The following is a 17,033-nucleotide window of genomic DNA, read 5'->3' on the forward strand; positions in this document are numbered from 1 at the left end:
AACGCCCTAACGGGCGCTAAAGGGGCCTATCCATCCCATGACTAAAGTCACGGGATTTCCGGCCAAACATCATTAAACTAAAGAGAGACCATGACACGGTACTGCCCGTCACGGTCTCTCTTTGTAGTTATTGTAAATAAATCAGAACAGTTTACCAACACCATAGTGGATCGTAATCGTAATCAACCCAATGATGATGTTTCGAATAACGGCAATCTTTACCAGACCGTTCCCCAGCTTAGAGCTGATGAACCCGGTCAGGGCACTGGTCAGAATCACTGCCAGGATCACTGCGTACCACTTGTAGGCTTCTGGGGCGAAGGTCATCGCCATCAGCGGGAACAGGCCCCCAGCCGCAGCACTGAAGAGGGATGAGAATGCCGCATCCCAGGGACTCAGAAAGTGGCCCAGCTCGATGTCATACTTGATCCGTACCATTGTCTCCAGGGGTTTCTTGTTCAACAGGTCCTTGGCGATCGCCAGTGAGGTTGCCGGAGTAACACCCTTGTCGACGTAGTATTGCTTGACCGCTTCCAGTTCGCCGGCGAAGTCAGTCTTCAGCAGGTGTTCCTCGGTGTTAACCGCGGACTCTTCGGTATCCCGCTGGGTGGAAACGGAGGCATATTCCCCGCAGGCCATCGAGAAAGCACAGGCCAGCAGGTCGGACAGACCCGCAATAAAGATCGTGAACCGGTTAGTGGTAGCCGCCGCCACGGAGACCAGGACCCCGACAACCGTCAGGATACCGTCGTTAGAACCGAGAACCCCCGCCCGGAGCGTGTTCAGTTTCTCTTCCATTGTTTGCTTTTGTCGTTTGATTTTAGCCATGAACACTCATCTCCTTTAGCGGGCAAACAGCTGCCCAATCAGGTAGGTCACACACATCGTCAAAAGGCCCGCCGTGGCGTTCCGGAGCATCGACTTGACCCGGTTGGCCTTGCTCAATACGGCCGCAAAGTAACCGGTAATCAGCAGGGCAATCAGAACCGCAACCATGGTGGCAAAGATCCGGACGTTTTCCGGAGCCATCGTCACGGCCACCATCGGCAAAATCGACCCGGTTGGGAAAGAGATAAATGAAGCGATTGCGGCCGCGTAAGGACTGGTAAATTCCTTAGGATTGAAGCCGTAGCGCTCCTGGACCACAGTCGACAGGGCATCCTTGTCCATCAATTCCTTAGTGGCCTGGTGGGCTAGCTTAGGGTCGATATCCTGCTTTTCGTATTGCTTCTGGACGTAATTAAATTCCTGCTGGTACTGGTCTTTCAGGCGTTGCCGCTCACTGATCAAAGCCATCTTCTGGGAATCCTTCTGGGTGGAAACCGATACATATTCGCCCATACACATCGAAATGGTCCCGGCCAGGCTCCCTGACAGGCCGGAAATTAAAATCGAGTAGGGATTACTGGTTGCCGCCGCCACCCCAATGACGATTCCGGCAACGGAGATAATCCCGTCATTGGCCCCCATCACGCTCGCCCGTAAGACGTTTACCTTTTGGGCCAATGACATCTTTTTCTTTGGCATAGTTTCGCCTTCTCCTTTCTAATTTAGAATCATTATAACATTAAATTGTTGTGCTACAACTATTTTGACAGATAAATCACTGCTAAATTAGAAGCATTCAAAAACTTGTTTACATGGAAAAAGAGGCTGAGAACCACCTCAACCTCTTTTGCATCGTCCCACTTGGAACAATCTTTTATTCATATGTTTGAACTGCTGTCGTCCGAATAACAAAGACGGACGTCCCCGCATGCCGGGTCATGTAGGAAGCCTGTGAACCAACGGCTTTCCGGTTGCCCCACTTACCAATGGAACCAACAACCAGCAGGTCTGGCTGGAAGGCTGGAATAACGTGGTTGCAGATCCGTTCGGCCGGCCGTTCACCATGATCGACAATTGCCGTGATTTTCTTCGGGTCAACACCGTAGTCGATGGCTGCTTGGACGTATTCGTTGATGCGCTTACGCAGTTCATCTTCGCTACTGTGGACATAGTCTTTATCTAGAATCTGGTAAACGCTGACGTGCCCCGTTTCGAGGATGGAAACAATCCCAATTTCAGAACCGTCACGCTTGGCCTTGTCAACCGCGTAGGAAAAGGCGGCCCGGGCGTCTGGTGCGTCATCAACCCCAACGAGGATTCGTTTGAACTTCTTTGGCTTAATTTCGAACATTAGTATACCCCTCTCTATGTTCTCATTTAACGATGAAAGCATTAGCCGCTCGTCTTCGTTAAATTACACCTTTAATGTTACTACTTATCTGCTGTTTGTAAATAATTATTTTGGCTATCCTAAAACAAAAGTCGTACTGATCATACTTTTCCTCGAATCCAGCACTAAATTGACTTTTGACGTTCCTTTGACCGAGAACTATAATTGAGGAGATTGTGTCCATATTGAGGCCATAATTAAGTTTATGTGGATTGAGGAGTATATACCTATGTCAATGATCGAATTCCATAATGTAGAAAAATATTATGGCAAGTTTCATGCACTAAAAAATATCAACCTGACGATTGATAGCGGGGAGACAGTCGTCCTAATCGGGCCGTCTGGTTCAGGGAAGAGTACTTTGATCCGGACAATCAACGGCTTGGATCCGATTCAATCCGGTCAGCTGATCGTCAACGGCTACGACTTATCAGACAAGAAGACCAACATCAATAAGATCCGGCGGGAGGTCGGCATGGTCTTCCAACACTTCAACCTCTACAATAACAAGTCCGTTCTCGAAAACATCATGCTCGCACCCCGGATCGTCCTCAAACGGCCCGAGGATGAGAACCGGGAACTGGCGATGCAACTCCTGGATAAGGTTGGCCTGGCCAGCAAAGCAGACAATATGCCGGCCCAGCTATCCGGGGGCCAAAAGCAACGGATCGCCATTGCCCGCAGTCTGGCGATGAAACCCAAGTGCCTGCTCTTCGACGAACCGACCAGCGCGCTTGACCCCGAGATGATCGATGATGTCCTTGACGTCATGAAGGACATCGCGGAGAACTCCAACATGACGATGCTGGTGGTCACCCACGAGATGAGCTTTGCCCGTGCCGTAGCCGACCGGGTGATCTTCATGGCGGACGGTCAGATCCTTGAAGATGACTCCACCGCCAAGTTCTTCGGCGACCACCCCAGCACGAAGCGGGCCCAGGAGTTCATGAGCAAGATCAGCGGGCACATCATGTAAGGGGGTTGCGTCATGAAAAAACTATGGCACATTCTAGGCTTCGGTGCCCTGCTGGCAATGACCCTGCTGACCCTTTCCGGCTGTGGCCAATCGGTTGCCAAACAGGACGTACTGGCGCGCGATGAACAGAGCAAACAGATTACCTGGGGCGTTAAATCTGATACCCGCTTATTCGGTCTGGAAAATATCCGCACCGGTAAACTGGAGGGCTTTGAGATTGACCTCGCCAGGGCGATGACCAAGAAGATCCTCGGCCCCAATGGCAAATGCGTCTTCGTGCCCGTCACCAGTGGGACCCGGGTACCCCTCTTAAAGAACGGAAACATCGACGCCATCATGGCCACCATGACCATCACCCCGGAACGGCAGAAACAGGTCGACTTCACCCATTCCTACTTCGACGCTGGTCAGTCGCTATTGGTTAAGAAAGGCAGTCCAATCAAAAACATCGGTGACCTGAACCACCCCGACAAGATTGTCCTCGGGGTTTCCGGATCCAACTCCGTGAAAAACGTCGCCAAGGATGCCCCTAAGGCCCGGGTCCTGCAACTGTCCGATTACGCTCAGGCAATGACCGCCCTCAAGTCCAAGCAGGGTGACGCCCTGACCACGGATAACGGGATCCTGTACGGAATGGCCGCCGAGAATCCCGGCTATGAGGTTGTCGGGGGCAACTTTACCAAAGAGCCGTATGGAATTGCCGTCAATAAGAACCAGGCCCGTTTCCGCAACAAGCTCAATTGGGCCCTGCAGGAAGTCGAAAAAGACGGTACTTACAACCGGCTCCTCCTCAAATGGTTCGGCAACGTCAAAGGATTTAATTACCAGGAGATGAAACGCTAATGGCTAACTTAATTGCAACACAATGGCACCCGCTGCTGATGGGGCTTCTCAACACCATTCTCTGCAGCATCATTGCCCTCGTCGGCAGCCTGATCATCGGAACGTTCTTCGCGCTCCTTGAGATTTCCGAAAAGCGGGCCCTGCGGATCATCGGCCGCGTCTACGTCGAGGTTTTTCGGAACATCCCCCTCTTGGTCATCACGATGGCCTTCTTCTTGATTGTTCCCATGTACATCGCCAAGATCAACGGTTTCACGGCCGGGACGATCGGTCTGACCCTCTATACCTCCGCCTTCATTGCGGAAACAGTGCGGGCTGGGATCAACTCGGTTGAGGGCGGCCAGCTGGAAGGGGCCTTGTCCAACGGGATGACCTACCGGCAGGCCATGCGCTACATCATCCTGCCACAGGCCTTCAGGGTCGTGATTCCGCCGCTGGGCAACCAGTTCATCAACCTGGTCAAGAACTCGTCCGTACTGGCCTTCGTGGCCGGCTTCGACCTGATGTACCAGGGAAACTTGATCGCCAACGATACTCTGAAGACTATCCCGACTTACTTCATCGTCGGGATTATGTACCTGATCATCACCCTGCCGCTCAGCTACTACATGCGGCACCTGGAAAAGAAACTAGCTTAGGAGGTGAACGCTGATGCAAAACTTTATTGATGCCTATTCTTGGATCAACATCCGCTTTCTCCTGCAGGGATTGTGGGTCACAATTGAGATCTCCGTAGCCTCCATCGTGATCAGTTTCATCGTCGGTACTCTGCTGGGAATCATCCGTTACGAACAGATCAAATACGTCTCCGCAATCGTCGGTTTCATCATCGACATTATCCGGAACCTGCCCCTGTTGCTGATCATCTTCTTCACCTACTTTGGCCTGCCCAACATCGGAATCAAGCCGGAAATCATCCCGGCAGCCATCATGGCGATGTCCATCTTCGAGTCCGCCATGGTTGCTGAAATCGTCCGTTCCGGGCTCAACTCGATTGATAACGGCCAGACGGAGGGTGCCCTGGCTAACGGACTGACCCGGTGGCAGGCACTGCGGATCATTGTCCTGCCGCAGGCAATCAAGAACATGACCCCGGCCCTGGTCAGTCAATTCATTTCCTTGGTCAAGGATACCTCATTGGCTACCATCATCGTCCTACCAGAACTGATGTACCACGCCCAGATCATTTATGGGCAGAACACCAACTACATCATTCCAATGTTCGTTGCTCTGGCGGTTCTCTACTTCATCGTCTGCTACTCCCTGTCGTTATTGGCAGACTATCTACACCGACACCACGCTTAAAGAGCTAAAAAGCGGCGCCTGATCTTCGAGTGAGTCGAACGTCAGGCACCGCTTTTATTTATCAACAAACTAAATTTTAATACTGAACCATAAAGCCGAAGTGCTGGTCCTCACCGGTAAGCCGGGCAACGTGCCGTTCCATGACCTTGCGGCGCTGGCCAAACATCATCCAGATGGCAATACCGCCGAAGACAGCCAATTCAACAATCACGCTGACCCAGTCCGCCCAGTTAGTGGTTCCCTTCATCAGATCGGAACCGGTCACGATGAAACTCGTCCAGTCGAGTAGGCCGTGCATCACCATCGTCAACCAGAGCTGGCCCGTGTAGACATAGACGACGGCGAAGAACAGGCCGAGGGCGAAGGCGCTGACCGCCTGCAGGATCGTCATATCCCAGTGCTGCAGGGCGGCATTGGACAGGTGGGCCAGGCCGAACAGCAAGGCACTGGTGAAAATTGCCAGCGGCAAGCGCTGTTTAACATTGCGCCAGGCATAGAACAAGATACCCAGGACTGCAAAACGGAAGAGGGTTTCTTCCATCACGCCCGCTTCGAAGGCCGACATTGTCAGGTGCCAGCTGGTCAGGTGCAGATTTGGCCACTGACCGACATTGACCCCGGTGAACACGAGGTCAACCACAACCAGCCCCAACAGGATCCACCAGTTGAAGTCCCCGCTCCAGTGCGGACGCAGACCCGGCCAGGAAAGCTTCCAGGCCCGCATGGCCGTCGTCATCAGGATGAAGTAGGCCACGGTCCCCACGGCCCCGGTCGACAGGGCCAGTAAGAGAAAGTGGTTGTCGATCAGGTTAGTTGGCAGGGCCATCAGCGGCAGGAAGACCACCATCACCGTCCAAAAGGCAAAGATGAACCGCTCAATGCTGAAGGTTAGCTGACTGCCAAGCACACTGGCAAACGGGGCAAACATGATGAAGTAGTAAGCAATCATCAGGGTTACCACGCCCCGGGACGGGAGGTGCAGGAGCACAATTATTTCCCGGGTAATAACATCCCATGCCAAGATCAGGATCAGGGGCTGCGTCAGCACCTGCAACCAGGCGTTAATTCGTTTAACAACCGCGGGCAGCTGTTCCCATAGTTCAACCACCAGGGCAATTGCCAGGATGATCACCGCTACCAGGAGTAGGGCGGCAATCCGGTGCCGGCCAAACTCATAGTTTCGAATCATCATCATGGCAAGAATTAATAAGGTGGCACCGATTTGCACCCGGTACCAAATTTTTAGGTAATCACTTCCAGACATCTGGAGTTCCTTCCTCTCTAAATTGAGTTACAAAATAATTGCTACATCGATGATACCAGAAAAGCGCCATTTATTTAATGAAAAGACTAAAAAAGGTTTGTGATTGCTGAATTAGCACTCACAAACCTTTTTACTTACCAGCTACTTGCTAGCAACCGGTGTCTTTTCGTTTTTCTTACTATGACGATGCTTGTTGGAACGGTGTTGGCGGTTGCCGCCATGGCTGTTATTATTGTTCTCCTGGTGGCTCTTCTTGCCCTCATGCTGATCGTTCTTATGGTTAGAATGACGGTAATGATGATTCTCCGTCCGGTTATCACCGTTCAAGATGGTAATCATCGGAATAATCACTGGCTTCCGGCCCGTTCGGTCAAAGAGCAGCTTCTGCAGCCGGCTGACAATCGTCCGGTTCAGAGCCCGCTGGTCAACCACCTTGTGATTCTTGAAGGTGTTCAGGATGGCCCAGAAGACTTCGTGGTTGGCGGCCTTGATCAGTTCCTGGGACTCGTGCATGTAAACGAAGCCCCGGGAGACGATATCTGGTCCCGCCACAATCTGGTAATCCTTAAGGTCAACCACGGCCATGGCGGTTACCACCCCTTCCTCAGACAGGAGGCGCCGTTCACGAATCTCCGGGTTGCCGACCGTGTCGCCGGCATCCCGACCATCGATGTAGACATCAGAGACACTGTCAATGTGGTCCGCCAACCGGCAGGAGTCCTTGGTCAGCGCTAACACATCCCCGTTCTCAAGGATGAAGCAGTTTTCCTTTGGCACCCCGGTCATCTGAGCCAGCTTGGTGTGAATCTTCTGCATCCGGTATTCACCGTGAACTGGGGCAAAGAACTTCGGCTTCATCAGCCGCAGCATGAACTCTTCATCGATCTGACCACCGTGTCCAGAGGTGTGGATGTTGTTGACGTAACCGTGGATAACTGCGGCGCCGTCTTCTTCCAGTTTGTTGATCAGGGCGTTCACACTGGTGGTGTTCCCCGGAATTGGGTTACTGGAGAAGACCACCGTGTCGCCAGGCTGGATCGAGATCTGCCGGTGAGTCCCGTTGGCAATCCGGCTCAGGGCGGCCATTGGTTCACCCTGCGACCCGGTACACATGATCAGAACCTTCTCCGGTGGGTAGTTGTTGATCTCGTTTTGGTCGATCAGTGAATCCTCAGGAATGTTCAGGTAGCCTAGTTCCTGCCCTGCGGCAATCGCGTTTTCCATGCTCCGGCCGAAGACAGCAATCTTCCGGCCCTGGGCAATGGCAGCATCGGAGGCTTCCCGCAACCGGTAGACGTTGGAAGCAAAGGAGGCGAAGATGATCCGTCCCTTGATCCGTTCAAAGATTCGCCGAATGTGGATATCAACCCATCGTTCCGACTTGGTAAACTGCGGCCGTTCGGCGTTAGTACTATCGGATGTCAACAGCAGGACCCCGTCGGAACCCAACTTGGCCATCTGTTGCAGGTTCGGGCCGGGCAGATTGCCAACCGGGGTCAGGTCAAACTTGAAGTCCCCCGTTTGGACAATTGTCCCCTGCGGCGTGTGGACAGCCACACCGATCGTGTCGGGAATAGAGTGGGTCGTCCGGAAGAAGCTGACCCAGAGCTTCTTAAAGCGGACTTCATCAAATTCATCGATCTCGTGCAGTTCAGCGCTGCGCAGAAGGTGCTTTTCATCCAGCTTCCCCTTGATCAAAGACATTGCAAACGGGGTAGCGTAGATTGGCACGTTCACCTTCTGGAGAAAGAACGGCAGTCCTCCAATGTGGTCTTCGTGACCGTGAGTGATGAAGATCCCCTTGATCTTATCCTTGTTTTCAACCAGGTAGTCGTAGTTCTGAATGACGTAATCAACCCCGAGCAGTTCGTCTTCTGGGAAGAGCACACCACAGTCGATGATGATGATTTCGTCTTGGAACTGGACACAGTACATGTTCTTACCAATTTCGCCAAGGCCCCCCATGGCGTAAAAGGCAACTTCATTATTCTTGATTTTTAACTTTGCCATAATACCTTTCTTTCCTTTTTATTTTATTAGCGTGACTATACTAACGGAAAATAAGTAAACCAAAAGAGCCGCTTGCTAGTCGGCAAGGACGGCCAATTACTATTCAGTTGTCTTATTTTGGGTTAATTTTATCCGTACGTAAAACTACATTTATTTTACCACAAGTCCCAGAGCCAAGATAGTAAAAAAGACCGCGAAACAATTCCGCGGTCTTTGAAAATTTAACGTTAATCTTCGCTTGGCAGCTGTTCTTCCTGATCTTCCCAGGCAACGTCCCAGTCAACTACCGGTTCACCGTCCTCATGGTAGAGCACGTCGGTGAGTTGTTCCATGATTTCAACATAGGCACTCTTTGACAGGCAGTAGCTCTCCGCGGCCAGTGAACTGTGATCCATAAACTTGTTCAGGTTAAGAATTTCGTTGATTGTTCCCATGGCGCCATTGGAAACCTTGGCCCCCAGGATTTCGAGGCTGTCACGCCGGTACTGCTTGATGTAATAGTCAATAAAAGACTTCAAAGCGTGTTCCTTGGCTTCAGCACTCAGGTCAGAATAATGTAATCCTTCTTCACTCACGAGACTCGTTCCTTTCATAATTAAGATAAAAACTCAATTACACCATACCACAATAATCGGCTGAGGTTAAACTAGTCATCAGAAAGCTCACGCAGGTGCAAGGTGGTCCTGCCGTCTTTTTCAACCCGGGCATAGACCTCTTTGGCCGGATCATCATCGAGTCTGCCCAGCTTGACCAGACCATCCCCATTATCGTCCTGTTCAATCCCCTTGATCCGCTCTTCGATAAAGCGATGGAAGGCCTTGCCCAGCGCCCGCCGCTTTTGTTCCTTCTGAACAGCCACCTGCAGAGTGTAGCCCTCATCTAAGTAAAACTTGATGGTGCGAACCTGGTAGGCCGTCAATATGCTAAAGTGATGGTTCTTATTCTGCTGATCCTGCTGGGAGCAGATGTAGCCCTTCCGTTCCCAATAGCGGAGCTGGCTCGGCGATACTCCCGTCACCTTGGCCAGCTCCGTCATGCCGATCTTGATATCGTTACTCTTGAAGATTTCGCGAAACTGTTTTCCTAATACATCCATATACTTTCCTCCATTTGTGAAGTATATTATCATTTAATTTAATCCGTTTGTCAAATTATTTGACAAAGATATCGAAAAGTATTATATTCTTCACATTACTTATTTGCGAAAAGAGGTTTTTACTTGTGAATCACGACGAACAAGCAGTTGATATCACTGGCAAGCCTTATAATCGTGGTCTAATGGTCCTGGTCCTTCTGATCGGGGCTTTTTGTACGATCTTAAACCAGACAATCCTATCAACTGCTTTTCCCGCATTAATGAATGCATTTAACATCAGCACTTCCACCGTTCAGTGGCTGACCACCGGTTTCCTGATGGTCAACGGGATCATGATCCCGGTCAGTGCCTACTTGAGCAGCCGGTTCAACACCAAGCTATTATTCACTCTTGCAATGTCAATCTTCGAAATCGGAACTATCCTCTCCTGGCTGGCGCCTTCGTTTGCGGTCCTGCTTACCGGACGGCTCATCCAGGCGGTCGGTGTTGGAATCAACATGCCACTGATGCAGAATATCATGCTGACCATCTACCCGCCTGAAAAGCGGGGTGCCGCCATGGGGGTCAACGGACTGGTAATCGGTCTGGCCCCAGCGATCGGCCCCACTCTTTCTGGATGGGTCATCGATAACTTCTCCTGGCGCTGGCTCTTCGGGATGATCGTCCCCATCGCCGCCGTCGTTATCCTGGCTAGTTTCTTCTTTGTTAAGAACGTTATTCCAAACCGGCACCCGCACCTCGACTGGCTTTCCGCCGCCATTTCCACCCTTGGTTTTGGGAGCATGCTCTACGGCTTCTCCAGCGTTGGTGACAAGGGGTGGACTGATCCCGTGGTCATCTCAACCATCATCATCGGGGCCATCCTGGTTACCATCCTAGTTTGGCGGCAAGGCAAGCTCGACGAACCGTTCCTGGAATTCAAGGTCTTTGAGAGTGCCGAGTTCACCCTGGCTACCATCCTCAGTTCCATTGTCATGATGGCAATGGTCGGGGTCGAGCTGGTCATCCCGCTCTACCTGCAGATCATCCACGGCATGTCCGCCTTCCACTCCGGACTGACCCTGCTCTTCGGGGCGATCTTCATGGGGTTCATGAGTCCGATCACAGGGAACCTCTTCGACCGTTACGGGGCTAAGCGGCTGGCCGTCACGGGAATGTTCATCCTCTGCGTCGGGACCCTGCCCTTTGCCTTTATTACCCGCGATACGCCAACGATCTACATTGTCTTCCTCTACGCAGTGCGGATGTTTGGGATCTCCATGGTCATGATGCCGGTTACGACGGCCGGAATGAATTCCTTGCCTTACCAGCTGATCTCCCACGGGACCGCGGTTAACAACACCATCCGCCAGGTGGCAACCTCTGTCGGGACCGCCATTATGATCTCTGTTCTGACCAACATTACCAATAACAACCGACCGCACCACGCCTTATTGGTACAGGCCCCGCTGCAGTACAAGGCAAAGATGTTTGACGCCACCCTGATGGGCTACCACGCCGCCTTCTGGTTCGCCATCGCCTTTGCCGTCCTCGGGTTGATCCTGACCTTCTTTGTCACGTCAGGAAACGGAATTCACCCCCGGATCGATAGCGAAGATATTATTAATGATAAGGGAGGCGTTAACTAATGGTTATTATCCTAACCTTCCTCGGTGCCATCTTCTTCTTCTTAAGCGTCATGTTCACCCGGCAACGGGTCTGGCGCGTCATCCTGGTCACCATCACCGGCCTGATCTTTGTCGGCTCAACGACTCTGATGACCCTTAATTACAGTCACCACTTCGGTATGAAAAAGGTCACCACCACCATGACCCGGCGGATCTATCCGGTCAATTCGCAGATGCCGCTGGCCCTTTACCAGCCGGTCGGCACTAATGGCGAAGATGACGTCTACATCTACAAGACCAGTCCACGGCAAACTAAGCCGCAGCACACTCAGGCCAACGAGTACACCCACAGCCAGCTGAAGTGGAAAAATGTTGCTAATCCACAAATTGTCACAACTACAACCCGCTGGCGCTATAAGAGCGACTTCTACAGGTTCCTCTACGCCTGGTCCCGGATGGACGGTACCCTAGTCAAGCGCACCAACACCCTGGAATACCCACGGACCTATGTCCTGCTGACGACCAAGCAGGCTAAGCAGCTGCAGGCCAAGGCAAAGTCCGCCAACGGTCAACAGGCCCAAGCCGCTGCCCGCCAACAAGGACAGGCCTACGTCACAGGACGGGTGCAAGCCGCAATGGCCAAGAACCCGCACATGACCGCTGCCCAGATCCAGGCGGTTTCACAACAGGCCGAGCAAGAGTTCCAGGCCAAGATGGTCCGGGCCATGCTCAAATAATTAATTTAAACTAACAAAACAGCAGACGCTCTTTTCGAGTGGCTGCTGTTTTGTTATGCCATGATATCGTTGAAGTTTGCCGGCAAAGGCGAGGTAAAGCTGAGCTCACGCCGGGTGAAGGGGTCCAGAAAGGCCAGCCGGCTGGCATGCAACAGCTGGTGGTCCGCCTTGCTGATGTCACCGCCATAGAGGGCATCACCAATCAGGGGATGACCAATGGCTGCGAAGTGGACCCGGATCTGGTGGGTCCGACCAGTGTGCAGGCGCACCCGTACACGGGCCCAGCCTTCACCCTGCCCTTCGACCCAGTACTCTGTCAGTGCCGTTTGGCCATCAGCGGCCACCATCCGCCGGGCCTGGTCGGCCACCCGGGCGATCGGCTTATCGATCGTTCCGTGGTCCGCGGTGAAGTTGCCGCCGACAATTGCCGTGTATTCTTTCAGCATCTGGTGCTGCTGAACCTGCTGGCTGATCATGCTGGAGGCCACGTGGTGCTTAGCCACCAGGAGCAAGCCACCGGTATCACGATCAAGGCGGGTAATCAGGTGGGGCCGCTGGTCAGGCGATTGGTGATCAAGCAGATAGCCGACCACCCGGTTTAAGACCGTCCTGTTGGCCACACTTGGGCCGGGAATGGAGGTCATCCCCGCTGGCTTATCGACCACCAGCCAGTTATCATCCTCGTAGACAATTTTCAGCGGATCATGACTGACCGCTACTGTCGGATCAGCCGGCTCTGGTTTCACCTTAATTGTCAGCGGCTGGTTAGGCAGGATTTTGGTGGTTGGTCGAACCGGTCGGTGGTCCACCAAGAACTCCCCTTCCCCCTTCTTGATATCGTTGAAGAGCCGGTGCCCCATCCCCAGTGACTGCAAGAACTTCTTGATCTTGATCGGCTCATCACCAGTGTATTGCCAACTTGCTTCCATATATTGTTTGCCTCCTAATTTTGTGTACAAAAAAAGTTGAGTCAGCCGACTCAACTTCATAACGACGGTCCGTACGAGACTCGAACTCGTGATCTCATCCGTGACAGGGATGCGTCCTAAACCAACTAGACCAACGGACCATTTGACAACATCTAAGAGTATACGTGAATTTGTTTCGAGCGTCAACTACTAATTTTTCTTTGCCCCTCCCGACGGTCCCGTAAATAGCTTATAATATTCGTACTAGTTGTTTTAAGGAGGAGTTGTAATGAAATCACTAGGTATGCGTTTCGAATCCTGGTGGGAAAAATATTCACGAATCATCAAGCTGCTGTTTGTGACCTCCGTCGTCATCTTCGTGGTTCACGACCTCGGCAGCTTCTTCAAAACCGTTGATTGGCATAAGGTAGGCATCGGCCTCACCGAGCTCTCTTGGGAAAAGATTTTGCTCTTGATGATGGCCGGCTGCATCGCCGTCATCCCGATGCTCGGCTATGACTTTGCGGTGACCCGATTATTACCCGGGAAATTTAAGCGTTCCTACATCATCCGCTGCGGGTGGATCACCAACACCCTGACCAACATCGCTGGCTTCGGCGGCCTGCTGGGCTCCTCTTTGCGGGCCTACTTCTACCGAAAGAACGCCAGCAAGAAAGAGATCCTGCTGGCTATCTCGAAGATCGCGATTTTCCTGTTATCCGGGCTCTCGGTCCTGTGTTGGCTGGCCCTGATCATCATGTTTGGTTTCCATGACGGTGGCCACTTTAACCAGTACGCCATCTGGCTAGTTGGTGGTGGGCTCTACTTCCCCGTCGTCTTCATCGTTACCCAGGTCTACAACAGTAACGTCTTCAAGGACGTCACCCCTAAGCTCGAAGCGTTCATCGTCACCAGTTCAACCTTCGAGTGGCTCTTCGTCGCCCTCTTCTTCCTGCTGGTCGGCTGGTGCCTCGGGGTGCGGGACAACCTGATCAGTGTCCTGCCCCTCTACGTCGTTGCCCAGGTTCTGGGGGTTCTCTCCATGATTCCGGGGGCCCTGGGTTCCTTTGACGTCATGATGATCTTTGAGCTATCCCTTTTGGGCGTGCACCAGACGACCATCATCATCTGGCTGCTGCTCTTCCGGATCTTCTACTACATTGTGCCCCTGATTCTGGCAGCCGGCATGTTCCTGCACAACCTGGCCCAACAGGTGAACGAATTTTTCGATGGCCTGCCGCTAATGATGATGCGGAAGACGGCCTACTTTCTGATCACCGCCTTCATGTACATCTCCGGGATCCTGATGCTGCTGACGGCCTCGGTACCGGACCTGACCAGTCAAAACAAGATCATTCAGCGCCTGTACCCATACACCTTCTTCTTTCTGCACCAGATGACCACTATCCTCTTTGCGGTGGCCATGCTGGCCTGCGCCCGGGGGCTCCAGGCTAAAATTAAGCGGGCGTACTGGCCGACGCTGGTTCTATTGCTGATTGGGATTGGCAATACCATCTGGAACTTGGGAACTCTGAGTCTGACCATCTACCTGGTCATTGTCCTGCTCCTGGTTTTAATGTCCCGGCACGTTCTCTACCGGGAAAAGCTCCAGTACTCCATCAGCAAATTCCTGATCGACGGCACCATCTTCGCCGGCAGCTTTGTCCTCTACGTGATCGTCGGCGTGATCAATGCTCCCCAGTACACGAGCAAACACCACATCCCCGACTTTCTCTTCTTCCCCGGCGAAAGTGTCTGGTTCTCCGGGCTGATCGGACTGGTTCTCGGTCTCCTCTTGATGTTCCTGATTCTGCGGCACTTCACCGCTGGTTGGGACCCGTTCAGTGCCGTCCACAGTTTCGACGCTGACCGGGTTCGGGCCGTCATTGACGAGTTCGGCGGTTCCGCCACCAGTCACCTGGCCTTCCTGCGCGATAAAGCTATCTACTACTACCAGGAGAACCAGCATGACCAGCTCTTCTTCATGTACCGCCGGAAAAACGACCGGTTGGTAATCATGGGGGACCCGGTCGGCAACCACGCTGCCTGGCGCCCGGCCTTCCGTCAGTTTATCAGGATGGCTGACAAGTACGACTACCAGCTGGTCTTCTACGAGGTCTCCAGCGAGGTCACCATGCTCCTGCACGAGTTTGGCTTTGACTTCATCAAGACTGGTGAAACGGGGCTGGTTAAACTCGCTGATTTTACCCTCGCCGGCAAGAAACAGCGGTCCCAGCGCGCGCTGATACACAAATTTGACCGGGAAGGCTACACCTTCACCGTCGAAAAGCCGCCCTTCTCTGCCGACCAGCTGGCCGAACTGAAAAAAGTTTCCGACAGCTGGCTCGGCTCCCAGGTCGAGAAAGGCTTCTCCCTGGGCTTCTTTGACCCCTACTACATCAATCAGGCGCCGGTCGGGGTCGTGCGCGACCAGGATGGCAAGATGGTGGCCTTTGCGACCTTCATGCCGACCGGGGGCAAGGAGATCCTGACCATCGACCTGATGCGGCACAGTAAAGATGCCCCATCCGGGATCATGGATAAGATCTTCATCAGTATGTACCAGTATGGCCAGGAGAATGGCTACACCTACTTTGACCTCGGGATGGCGCCCCTGTCCAACGTGGGTGAGTACCAGTTTAGTTTTATCGAGGAGAAGGCCGCCCACTTCATCTACGAGTACGGCTACCACCTCTATGGCTTCCAGGGCCTGCGCCGGTACAAAGACAAGTACGCCTCCGTCTGGTACCCCCGCTACATCGCCTACCGGAAGAAGAATTCCCTGATTGTGACCATGCTGATCCTGGTCAGCGTCGTCAACCAGCGGATCGACCAAAAGAACCGGCACCTCTTCTTCTTCTGGCTGAATCACAACTAAGTTCACTGAACAAGCCACCGCTAACTGCCTAGTTGCGGCGGCTTGTTTTGCTCATAATTTGAATAATAAATCAGCTTAACCTATAATGATCTTTGGAAAGCGTTTACTTCATTTGATTAATTTAGGAAGGCGAGAATATGGCTACTGTATATCTTTCCGCAAAATTACCAACAATCGCGACTAAGCTCCTCGACCAGGCGGGGCTTGATTACGAGGTCTATGATGGTGATGGTTTGATCACCAAGGAGGAACTCCTCAAGCACGTCGGTGACTGCCAAGTCCTGATCACCCCACTGTCAACCCAGGTCGATCAAGATGTCATCGATGCTGCACCCCAGCTCAAATTAATTGCCAACTTCGGGGCTGGCTTCAACAATATCGACACCAAGTACGCCCGGACCAAGGGCATCGACGTCACCAACACTCCATTTGTCTCATCCACGGCTACTGCCGAAGTGGCCTGTGGACTGATGATCGCCCTGATGCGGCGGATCGTCGAGGGAGACCAGCGAATGCGGTCAATCGGCTTTGACGGCTGGGCACCGCTCTTCTTCCTCGGTCACGAGCTGGCCGGCAAGACCCTCGGGATCGTCGGCCTCGGCAGCATCGGGCGCGAGGTTGCTAAGCGGATGCACGCCTTCAACATGAAGATCATCTACACCCAACGGCACCAGGCCGACCCGGCAGTTGAAGCGGCCTGCTCAGCAGAATATGTTCCGTTGGATGAACTGCTCAAGCGAGCTGACGTGATTACCCTCCACTGCCCGCTGACTGATGAGACCCACCACATGATCGACGCGGACCAGCTGAAGATGATGAAGGACTCCGCTATTCTGATCAACTGTGCCCGGGGACCGGTCATCAATGAGGAAGCCGTCCTCAAGGCCCTCATCAACAAGGACATCGCCGGCGCCGCTCTCGACGTCTACGAGAAGGAACCCGAAGTCGATGACGAATACAAGAACCTGGACAACGTCATCCTGACACCACACATCGGCAACGCCTCCGTGGAAGCCCGGGATGCCATGGGTGAGATCGTGGCTAACAACGCCATTGCCGCACTCAAGGGCGACCTGGTCAAGTACATTGTTAATAAATAAAATTAAGCCTTTAAAAATCGAGTAGGAGGTAATTGATTATTTCAATTACCGACCTCTCACACCACCGTACGTACGGATCCGTATACGGCGG

16 protein-coding genes and 1 tRNA gene are annotated in these 17,033 nt (G+C 52.8%); 8 read left to right on the forward strand and 9 right to left on the reverse strand.

The window, feature by feature from the left end:
• Nucleotides 1-141 precede the first annotated feature (141 nt).
• From QOS10_RS07360 to QOS10_RS07370, 3 genes are all read right to left on the reverse strand, one after another.
• Entirely contained in the window at nucleotides 142-828 is a 687-nt protein-coding gene (locus tag QOS10_RS07360) for a VIT1/CCC1 transporter family protein (RefSeq protein ID WP_283594808.1), read from the reverse strand.
• 15 nt (nucleotides 829-843) lie between these two features.
• Nucleotides 844-1,527, reverse strand: coding sequence for a VIT1/CCC1 transporter family protein (locus QOS10_RS07365; protein ID WP_283594809.1), 684 nt, complete (start codon nucleotides 1,525-1,527; stop codon nucleotides 844-846).
• A gap of 175 nt (nucleotides 1,528-1,702) precedes the next feature.
• Complete coding sequence (locus QOS10_RS07370; RefSeq protein ID WP_283594810.1) at nucleotides 1,703-2,179, reverse strand: universal stress protein; 477 nt, start codon at nucleotides 2,177-2,179, stop codon at nucleotides 1,703-1,705.
• Between the two features lie 268 nt (nucleotides 2,180-2,447).
• Here QOS10_RS07370 and QOS10_RS07375 point away from each other — a divergent pair, with 268 nt between their 5' ends.
• Genes QOS10_RS07375 through QOS10_RS07390 form a run of 4 tightly spaced genes read left to right on the forward strand, consistent with a single transcriptional unit; the run spans nucleotide 2,448 to nucleotide 5,342 of the window.
• Entirely contained in the window at nucleotides 2,448-3,194 is a 747-nt protein-coding gene (locus tag QOS10_RS07375; protein ID WP_283594811.1) for an amino acid ABC transporter ATP-binding protein, read from the forward strand.
• A 12-nt stretch (nucleotides 3,195-3,206) separates the two neighbouring features.
• Complete coding sequence (locus QOS10_RS07380; RefSeq protein WP_283594812.1) at nucleotides 3,207-4,037, forward strand: transporter substrate-binding domain-containing protein; 831 nt, start codon at nucleotides 3,207-3,209, stop codon at nucleotides 4,035-4,037.
• The gene (locus QOS10_RS07385) at nucleotides 4,037-4,675 is read left to right on the forward strand and encodes an amino acid ABC transporter permease (RefSeq protein ID WP_283594813.1); all 639 of its coding nucleotides are present in this window, start codon (nucleotides 4,037-4,039) and stop codon (nucleotides 4,673-4,675) included. Before QOS10_RS07380 ends, QOS10_RS07385 begins: the two co-directional genes overlap by 1 nt.
• Before the next feature lie 13 nt (nucleotides 4,676-4,688).
• Nucleotides 4,689-5,342, forward strand: coding sequence for an amino acid ABC transporter permease (locus QOS10_RS07390; protein ID WP_283594814.1), 654 nt, complete (start codon nucleotides 4,689-4,691; stop codon nucleotides 5,340-5,342).
• Between the two features lie 76 nt (nucleotides 5,343-5,418).
• Here QOS10_RS07390 and QOS10_RS07395 read toward each other — a convergent pair whose 3' ends face one another.
• The 4 genes from QOS10_RS07395 to QOS10_RS07410 all read right to left on the reverse strand — a co-directional run bounded on the left by QOS10_RS07395 (nucleotide 5,419) and on the right by QOS10_RS07410 (nucleotide 9,712).
• Complete coding sequence (locus QOS10_RS07395) at nucleotides 5,419-6,606, reverse strand: CPBP family intramembrane glutamic endopeptidase (RefSeq protein WP_283594816.1); 1,188 nt, start codon at nucleotides 6,604-6,606, stop codon at nucleotides 5,419-5,421.
• 141 nt (nucleotides 6,607-6,747) lie between these two features.
• The gene (rnjA, locus tag QOS10_RS07400; protein WP_283594817.1) at nucleotides 6,748-8,616 is read right to left on the reverse strand and encodes a ribonuclease J1; all 1,869 of its coding nucleotides are present in this window, start codon (nucleotides 8,614-8,616) and stop codon (nucleotides 6,748-6,750) included.
• Nucleotides 8,617-8,843: 227 nt separating this feature from the next.
• Nucleotides 8,844-9,191, reverse strand: a complete 348-nt coding sequence (locus tag QOS10_RS07405) for a DUF3368 domain-containing protein (RefSeq protein WP_283594818.1) — start codon at nucleotides 9,189-9,191, stop codon at nucleotides 8,844-8,846.
• Nucleotides 9,192-9,262: 71 nt separating this feature from the next.
• Nucleotides 9,263-9,712 (reverse strand): MerR family transcriptional regulator, encoded by a 450-nt coding sequence (locus QOS10_RS07410; RefSeq protein WP_283594819.1) that lies wholly within the window; start codon nucleotides 9,710-9,712, stop codon nucleotides 9,263-9,265.
• Nucleotides 9,713-9,894: 182 nt separating this feature from the next.
• Between QOS10_RS07410 and QOS10_RS07415 the strand changes: the two genes are divergently transcribed.
• Entirely contained in the window at nucleotides 9,895-11,340 is a 1,446-nt protein-coding gene (locus QOS10_RS07415; RefSeq protein WP_408621585.1) for an MDR family MFS transporter, read from the forward strand.
• On the forward strand, nucleotides 11,340-12,056 hold the full coding sequence (locus tag QOS10_RS07420; RefSeq protein WP_283594821.1) for a DUF4811 domain-containing protein: 717 nt from the start codon (nucleotides 11,340-11,342) through the stop codon (nucleotides 12,054-12,056). Before QOS10_RS07415 ends, QOS10_RS07420 begins: the two co-directional genes overlap by 1 nt.
• A gap of 53 nt (nucleotides 12,057-12,109) precedes the next feature.
• Here QOS10_RS07420 and QOS10_RS07425 read toward each other — a convergent pair whose 3' ends face one another.
• Nucleotides 12,110-12,985: an RluA family pseudouridine synthase gene (locus tag QOS10_RS07425; RefSeq protein WP_283594822.1), complete on the reverse strand. Its 876-nt coding sequence runs from the start codon at nucleotides 12,983-12,985 to the stop codon at nucleotides 12,110-12,112.
• A gap of 65 nt (nucleotides 12,986-13,050) precedes the next feature.
• Nucleotides 13,051-13,125 (reverse strand) — tRNA-Asp (locus QOS10_RS07430).
• A 128-nt stretch (nucleotides 13,126-13,253) separates the two neighbouring features.
• Here QOS10_RS07430 and mprF point away from each other — a divergent pair.
• Nucleotides 13,254-15,842, forward strand: a complete 2,589-nt coding sequence (mprF, locus tag QOS10_RS07435; protein ID WP_283594823.1) for a bifunctional lysylphosphatidylglycerol flippase/synthetase MprF — start codon at nucleotides 13,254-13,256, stop codon at nucleotides 15,840-15,842.
• Nucleotides 15,843-15,979: 137 nt separating this feature from the next.
• A complete protein-coding gene (locus QOS10_RS07440; protein WP_283594825.1) occupies nucleotides 15,980-16,942 on the forward strand; it encodes a 2-hydroxyacid dehydrogenase family protein in 963 nt (320 codons plus the stop codon).
• The last annotated feature ends 91 nt before the right edge of the window (nucleotides 16,943-17,033 follow it).

The organism is Limosilactobacillus galli (genome assembly GCF_947381495.1).
Classification (GTDB): Bacteria; Bacillota; Bacilli; order Lactobacillales; family Lactobacillaceae; genus Limosilactobacillus; species Limosilactobacillus galli.

What these genes read in the sequence shown, in the direction of transcription:
- QOS10_RS07360 (WP_283594808.1), bottom strand. Translation starts at nt 828, where the DNA reads ATGGCTAAAATCAAACGACAAAAGCAAACAATGGAAGAGAAACTGAAC.
- QOS10_RS07365 (WP_283594809.1), bottom strand. Translation starts at nt 1,527, where the DNA reads ATGCCAAAGAAAAAGATGTCATTGGCCCAAAAGGTAAACGTCTTACGG.
- QOS10_RS07370 (WP_283594810.1), bottom strand. Translation starts at nt 2,179, where the DNA reads ATGTTCGAAATTAAGCCAAAGAAGTTCAAACGAATCCTCGTTGGGGTT.
- QOS10_RS07375 (WP_283594811.1), top strand. Translation starts at nt 2,448, where the DNA reads ATGTCAATGATCGAATTCCATAATGTAGAAAAATATTATGGCAAGTTT.
- QOS10_RS07380 (WP_283594812.1), top strand. Translation starts at nt 3,207, where the DNA reads ATGAAAAAACTATGGCACATTCTAGGCTTCGGTGCCCTGCTGGCAATG.
- QOS10_RS07385 (WP_283594813.1), top strand. Translation starts at nt 4,037, where the DNA reads ATGGCTAACTTAATTGCAACACAATGGCACCCGCTGCTGATGGGGCTT.
- QOS10_RS07390 (WP_283594814.1), top strand. Translation starts at nt 4,689, where the DNA reads ATGCAAAACTTTATTGATGCCTATTCTTGGATCAACATCCGCTTTCTC.
- QOS10_RS07395 (WP_283594816.1), bottom strand. Translation starts at nt 6,606, where the DNA reads ATGTCTGGAAGTGATTACCTAAAAATTTGGTACCGGGTGCAAATCGGT.
- rnjA (WP_283594817.1), bottom strand. Translation starts at nt 8,616, where the DNA reads ATGGCAAAGTTAAAAATCAAGAATAATGAAGTTGCCTTTTACGCCATG.
- QOS10_RS07410 (WP_283594819.1), bottom strand. Translation starts at nt 9,712, where the DNA reads ATGGATGTATTAGGAAAACAGTTTCGCGAAATCTTCAAGAGTAACGAT.
- QOS10_RS07415 (WP_408621585.1), top strand. Translation starts at nt 9,895, where the DNA reads ATGGTCCTGGTCCTTCTGATCGGGGCTTTTTGTACGATCTTAAACCAG.
- QOS10_RS07420 (WP_283594821.1), top strand. Translation starts at nt 11,340, where the DNA reads ATGGTTATTATCCTAACCTTCCTCGGTGCCATCTTCTTCTTCTTAAGC.
- QOS10_RS07425 (WP_283594822.1), bottom strand. Translation starts at nt 12,985, where the DNA reads ATGGAAGCAAGTTGGCAATACACTGGTGATGAGCCGATCAAGATCAAG.
- mprF (WP_283594823.1), top strand. Translation starts at nt 13,254, where the DNA reads ATGAAATCACTAGGTATGCGTTTCGAATCCTGGTGGGAAAAATATTCA.
- QOS10_RS07440 (WP_283594825.1), top strand. Translation starts at nt 15,980, where the DNA reads ATGGCTACTGTATATCTTTCCGCAAAATTACCAACAATCGCGACTAAG.